Source organism: uncultured Campylobacter sp. (genome assembly GCF_937890585.1).
Taxonomy (GTDB): domain Bacteria; phylum Campylobacterota; class Campylobacteria; order Campylobacterales; family Campylobacteraceae; genus Campylobacter_A.
The window spans coordinates 1-5,331 of record NZ_CALACG010000344.1 but is presented as its reverse complement, the minus strand read 5'-3'; the positions used below and the strand labels follow the sequence as shown (position 1 = coordinate 5,331).

Below are 5,331 nucleotides of genomic sequence, written 5' to 3'. Positions count from 1 at the left end.
CTTCTATGGTACCTGAAAATATCACCGAGCTAACTGGCATAAAGGCTAGCGATCTAGTTGGTGCGCCAAATTTGCTAAACGTGCTTGAGCGGTTTAAAATTTTTCTAGGAACTAGCGTCTTTATCGCGCACAATGTAAATTTTGACTACGGATTTATCTCGCACAGCCTAAATGAGATCGGCCTTGGCATGCTACTAAATAGAAAACTCTGCACCATCGATCTTAGCCGCCGCACCATCGCCTCGCAAAAATACGGACTTGGCTCGCTAAAAGAGCTCCTTGGCATAAACAACACTCACCACAGAGCCCTAAACGACGCCATAGCAGCGGCTGAAATCTTTAAAGTCTGCCTCACACGCCTGCCTTTTAGTATCCAAACTACAGAGGATCTCATAAGCTTTAGCAAAAATGCCCCAAGCGTAAAGCTAAAACCAGAGCCAGTTTTAAAAGCTTTGGAGTAGGGCTGGTTTAAATTTGAGCTTTGGCTTTAAATTTAGAAATTTGATTTAGTTGAGGGCGCTTTAAAAGAAACTATCTATCTTAGCACGGTTTGCAATCATCGTGCTTTTAAAAATGCCGCAGTCTATCGCCCTGCAAGTGCTGATCTTTACAAAATCCCTAAAACAACGTTACCATTGTGGATAAATTTCTCATGTTTGCCAGTTTTTGTATGCGCATAGCCAAGCCGTCGCTACCGATAACGCAGTTTGTTAGGCTGTTTTGCTTTTAAAACAAATTTAGAGCTTGTGTCAATGTGAAAATTTACTTTGGCAAAAACTTTGCAGTAAATTTGGAGTTAAATTTAGCCCTGAAGTATTAAGTGACAGCGAGCTTTTGGCTAAATTTCAAAGCGTTGTACCAAATGTTTAAGGAACTTAGGCGGTTTAAAGCTGGGAGCAAAACGCCTGTTTGTGTGGTGAAATTTAAAAAAGATCGCCCCGTAAAAGAGCTATTTGCCAAGCTTTTGGCGTGTGACAAATAACATCGACGCCATGCGTGATATCTACGTGGCGGGGGGCGAAAATTTATACGTGGAGGCGACCGCAAAGGACGAGCTAGAGGGCTATATACGTGGCTAGCCTATGCAAACTGACCGCGAGCACGAAGTGGTGGCTGAGCTTGTGAGGCGTGGCGTAGATGAGCCGGAGCTTTTTCATAAATTTGAGATATTTGAGTAGGTTTTGACTGCTGTGTCGTTGTAAATTTAAAAATTTAGGCAAGCATATCGCTTGCCCATGTTATGAAAGTTTTTTGATAGCTTCAACTATGAGATTGCACTTTTTTACGACCGAGTTTATCTCTAAATATTCGTTTTTCGTGTGCATGTTGCCACCAGTTGGACCAAGGCCGTCTATCGTAGGACAGCCTGCTGATGCGCTGATGTTGCCATCGCTTAGTCCGCCAGCATCGACCCAAGTGACCTTCGTGCCTGTCGCTGCTGCAGCCTCGTCAAAGACCTTTTTGATATTTGGTAAATTTATTTCATCTATCATTGGAGCTTCTTCGTTTATGAGTATGCGCTCGCAAGTAACGTCTGGCACGAGTTGGTTAGATAAAATTTCGTCCATTTTCTTATGTAAAAACTCTACCGAGCTAGCATGGCGATATCTCATCTCAAATGTCACGCTGGCAAAGTCTGGCACGACATTTTGGGCGTCACCACCTTTTGTCATTATGCTATTAAATGTATGGCCTGCCTTAAAATCAGTGAGTTTTGAGAGCTCAACGATGAAATTTGCAGCCTCTACGACAGCTGAGCGGCCACGCTCTGGGTGGTTGCCAGCGTGCGCGCTCACGCCACGGAAATTTAGCACATAAGAGATCACGCCTTTTCTGGTGGCTACCATCGAGCCATCTTCTCTTGCAGGCTCTACGACTAGGGCGTAGCGAGATTTTTTAGCTAGCTCTCTTATCGCATCTTTAGCGAAATTTGAGCCAGTCTCCTCGTGCGAATTTAAAAATAGGCCGATCTTTAGTTTGCTAAGATTAAGCTCTTTGATGACGTAGAGCGAGAGCAGACTGCCGCCTTTATCGTCGATTGCGCCAAGTGCATTTATGCGCTCATCTATCTTTTTAAATGGCACATCAGCCTTTGTTCCCACAGGAAAAACGGTGTCCATGTGACCTATGAATAAAAAGTCGTAGTTTGTAGCATCAAGGTCATTTGAGATGAAAAGGCAAGGAGCGACCTTGTCGGTGCCAAGCTCTATGCTCCTACTTTTTAAGCCTAAAATTTCAGCTCTTTTTTTAAACCAAGCCGCAACTTCATTTACGCCGTTGATGCTCGAAGTTGGGCTTTCGATGTCGGTTAGCTCTTTTAGATCGGCTAAATATTTGTCTATTTCGCTATCTTTCATCTTTGATCCTTATACGAGCAAGCTCATCACAAACATCGCTAAATAGGCATTTAGGATGCAAATTCCAAAAAGTACTAGATAGTGTCTGCCTGGTACTTCAAGCACGCCTAAAACTCGTCCCATATACTGCACAGTCGAGCCAACTAGCGCCATGCCAGGAAGCAAGACGGCGATGTCGTTTGCGTTTAGCGTACCATCTCCCACAAGTGCGACTAGCACACCTGCTGAGCCACCCCAGCTCAAAAACGCAGCCATAAAAACGGCTATGGACTCACCTGGAAGACCAAGTGGGAGCATGATAAATCCTAGAAATTTGCCTATCACGCTAAGTGCGCCAGATACCTTTAGGATGTGGATGATGACAAAGGCCATAAGCACGTTTGGGATAGTGTTTTTTACGGCGATGTCCCAGCCTTTTCTAGCGCCCTCTACAAATACGTCGGTTATTAGTTTATTTTCAGTCATCTCTTACTCCTCATCATCTTTGACAAATTTTTTGACATAAAGTCTCATCAAATTTGCTCCCAAAATTTTAAAGACAAAGACTATGCCAAGCACCATGGCTATGGTAGCAGGGGCTGTGTTGCCAGCTTTGTCGGTAACTAGTAAAACAGGTGCAAATGAAGATAAGAAATTTGTGATCATCGCACCAGCGCTAAACTGAAACGCTGCAAAGATGAGAAGCTCTTTGTGTGTGATGAGGCCATCTTGGCGCAAAAATTTAGCTGTTGAGCCGCCTGCATCGGTGCTTTGTGTGCTTGCTATCAAAGAGATAGAGCAACATCCTGGTATGCCAATAAGTGGCTTTAAAACAGGCGTTAGCAGTCTTGAAGCTGCGTAAAGCGCATGGTATTTCTCAAAAATAGCGACAAAACCAAGCGCGAGCATGACGGCAGGAGCAAGGCTAAGGGCAAATAAAAAGCCGCCTTTTGCGCTAGTGCCACTTCCTGTTTTAAACCATTCTGGAAATTGACCAGCAAGTTTGCTAAAGTCAAAGATGCCACCATAGGTGTTTTGTAAAAAACCTCCGAAGAAAACGATCGCTATTGCAAGTGTGATCGTACCGATGATGAGTTTTTTGGTATCACTACTCTCTTTCATAAAGCCTCCTTTGATTTGGAATTTGTTTAAATATTATAACGCCTATGCTTATGTAATATTTAAAATATAAAATTTTATAATTTAGATGTTTTAGATTTTATAGAAGAATTAAATAAAATGGAGAAGGAAAATTTATTTATATTTTTTGATCCACCATATTACAAGAGGGGTTCAGAATTATATACAAACTTTTTTAAATATGAAAATCATTTTAATCTTTCTGAGAGAATAAAAAATTTAGATTTAGATTGGATTGTAACTTATGATAATTGTGAGGAAATAAAAAAAATGTATAATACATATGATATTAAGGAATTTGATATCAATTATAGTTTAGAAAAAAAAATCAAAGGTAAAGAAATTGTAGTTTTTTCAAAAAAATTAAAACCAGCATTTTAAAAAAATTACTTTTAGTTAAGAGCCATCAGGCTCTTTTTTCTTTGAAATTTCTTTCAAATGAGGTATAATATATTAAAAATTTAAAGGAGTTGATTAGATTTGAAAAAAGTATTATTGATTTTTATGTTATCAGTTTTATTTATGAGCTGTGGAGTACCGAAACCACAAAAAGATTTTGAAACCGTAATGAATGCATTAAAAAGTGGAGATGCGGAAAAGATTAAGAAATTAAATCCTAATTCAAACATTACAAAAGGAGATAAAGGAACAGAAATTTTCTTGAATGCGTATAAAAAAATGTCATACACTATTAAAAGTACTAAAGTTGAAGGAAATAATGCAACAATAAATTTAGACATTAAGGCACCAGATTTGTCTTCATATATTCCTGAATTTTTACAGCAGGCTATGGCTTTGGCATTTGCCAATTATGGAAAAAGTGACGAAGAAATATCAAAAATAGGAGATGAATTTGTAGTAAAGTTTTTTGAGGAAAAATTAAATTCAAAGGATCTTAAATATAGTCAAAAAAATGTTAATGCTATTCTGAAAAAGAGTGGAAATGACTGGGAAATTGATGGAGAAAATCCGAAAAATAAGGAATTTATTGATATAATCAGTTTAGGATTTACAAAATTTTCTGAAAATATGAATGGTAATAATGCTGGAAAACCTCAGGAAAACAAAAAAGCTTCAATAACAGAACTGATAAAAACAGAAAAAGTTAAATTTACAGTTTTATCAAAGGAAGTTTCAAAAAAAGTGAGTGATAGTGAGTATATATATTATGAACCAAATTCAAAAGAAAACAGTTTCCTTATACTGACAGTAAAAATAAAAAATATATCAAATTCAATGATTAAGATAGACAGTGGAGGATTTCAACTGTTTCTAAATGAGAAACAATATTCTCCGACGATGGTTTCTCTGAAAGATGCCATGAATTTTGAAGACATAAATCCAGGAACTGAAATAACTAAAAAAATATTCTATGATGTTCCAGATGATGTGGCAAATTCAACAGGATTAGTATTAAAAACTGTGAACAATATTTTTTCTGAAACGGGAGAAGCAGAAGTAAGTTTGAAATAATTTTATATTAAAGACTCTTAACGGAGTCTTTTTTTAGTCAAAGATATTTGACTTTTTGTTAACTATATGGTAAACTAAATTTGAGGTGAAAAAATGGAGATTTATGAGATACTGTTAAAAAAAATAAAAAAGAAATACAAAAATATTTCTAATTTTGCGAATGAAGTAGATATGTCAAAGCAGTTATTATCTTATCATTTGGAAAATTTAGAAAAAGGTAAAAATACTTTTCGAGCTAATCAATTAAAGGCAATAAGTGATAAATTGGATTTAGACTTGAATTTTTTTTACAAATAAAGTTTACTAAATAGTAAACGGATAGAATTGATAAGTCAAATAAACTTTGAGAGAAGTAACTCGTTAAAACTTGCTGGCACAATCT

8 protein-coding genes are annotated in these 5,331 nt (G+C 37.4%); 5 read left to right on the top strand and 3 right to left on the bottom strand.

What is annotated here, in order from left to right; all coding sequences use genetic code 11:
* Nucleotides 1-461, top strand: a 461-nt coding sequence (locus Q0296_RS10380) for an exonuclease domain-containing protein (protein ID WP_298040303.1), incomplete at its 5' end; no start/stop codon positions are given.
* A 492-nt stretch (nucleotides 462-953) separates the two neighbouring features.
* The gene (locus tag Q0296_RS10375; protein ID WP_298040301.1) at nucleotides 954-1,079 is read left to right on the top strand and encodes a hypothetical protein; all 126 of its coding nucleotides are present in this window, start codon (nucleotides 954-956) and stop codon (nucleotides 1,077-1,079) included.
* 159 nt (nucleotides 1,080-1,238) lie between these two features.
* Here Q0296_RS10375 and Q0296_RS10370 read toward each other — a convergent pair whose 3' ends face one another.
* Genes Q0296_RS10370 through Q0296_RS10360 form a run of 3 tightly spaced genes read right to left on the bottom strand, consistent with a single transcriptional unit; the run spans nucleotide 1,239 to nucleotide 3,458 of the window.
* Nucleotides 1,239-2,357: a M20/M25/M40 family metallo-hydrolase gene (locus Q0296_RS10370; RefSeq protein WP_298040299.1), complete on the bottom strand. Its 1,119-nt coding sequence runs from the start codon at nucleotides 2,355-2,357 to the stop codon at nucleotides 1,239-1,241.
* 9 nt (nucleotides 2,358-2,366) lie between these two features.
* On the bottom strand, nucleotides 2,367-2,822 hold the full coding sequence (locus Q0296_RS10365; RefSeq protein ID WP_002942766.1) for a YjiG family protein: 456 nt from the start codon (nucleotides 2,820-2,822) through the stop codon (nucleotides 2,367-2,369).
* A 3-nt stretch (nucleotides 2,823-2,825) separates the two neighbouring features.
* Complete coding sequence (locus tag Q0296_RS10360; protein WP_298040296.1) at nucleotides 2,826-3,458, bottom strand: nucleoside recognition domain-containing protein; 633 nt, start codon at nucleotides 3,456-3,458, stop codon at nucleotides 2,826-2,828.
* 66 nt (nucleotides 3,459-3,524) lie between these two features.
* Here Q0296_RS10360 and Q0296_RS10355 point away from each other — a divergent pair, with 66 nt between their 5' ends.
* From Q0296_RS10355 to Q0296_RS10345, 3 genes are all read left to right on the top strand, one after another.
* A complete protein-coding gene (locus Q0296_RS10355) occupies nucleotides 3,525-3,857 on the top strand; it encodes a DNA adenine methylase (protein ID WP_366939751.1) in 333 nt (110 codons plus the stop codon).
* A 99-nt stretch (nucleotides 3,858-3,956) separates the two neighbouring features.
* A complete protein-coding gene (locus Q0296_RS10350; RefSeq protein ID WP_298040292.1) occupies nucleotides 3,957-4,949 on the top strand; it encodes a DUF4352 domain-containing protein in 993 nt (330 codons plus the stop codon).
* 93 nt (nucleotides 4,950-5,042) lie between these two features.
* Nucleotides 5,043-5,246, top strand: a complete 204-nt coding sequence (locus Q0296_RS10345) for a hypothetical protein (protein WP_298040291.1) — start codon at nucleotides 5,043-5,045, stop codon at nucleotides 5,244-5,246.
* The last annotated feature ends 85 nt before the right edge of the window (nucleotides 5,247-5,331 follow it).

What these genes read in the sequence shown, in the direction of transcription:
- Q0296_RS10360 (WP_298040296.1), bottom strand. Translation starts at nt 3,458, where the DNA reads ATGAAAGAGAGTAGTGATACCAAAAAACTCATCATCGGTACGATCACA.
- Q0296_RS10345 (WP_298040291.1), top strand. Translation starts at nt 5,043, where the DNA reads ATGGAGATTTATGAGATACTGTTAAAAAAAATAAAAAAGAAATACAAA.
- Q0296_RS10370 (WP_298040299.1), bottom strand. Translation starts at nt 2,357, where the DNA reads ATGAAAGATAGCGAAATAGACAAATATTTAGCCGATCTAAAAGAGCTA.
- Q0296_RS10365 (WP_002942766.1), bottom strand. Translation starts at nt 2,822, where the DNA reads ATGACTGAAAATAAACTAATAACCGACGTATTTGTAGAGGGCGCTAGA.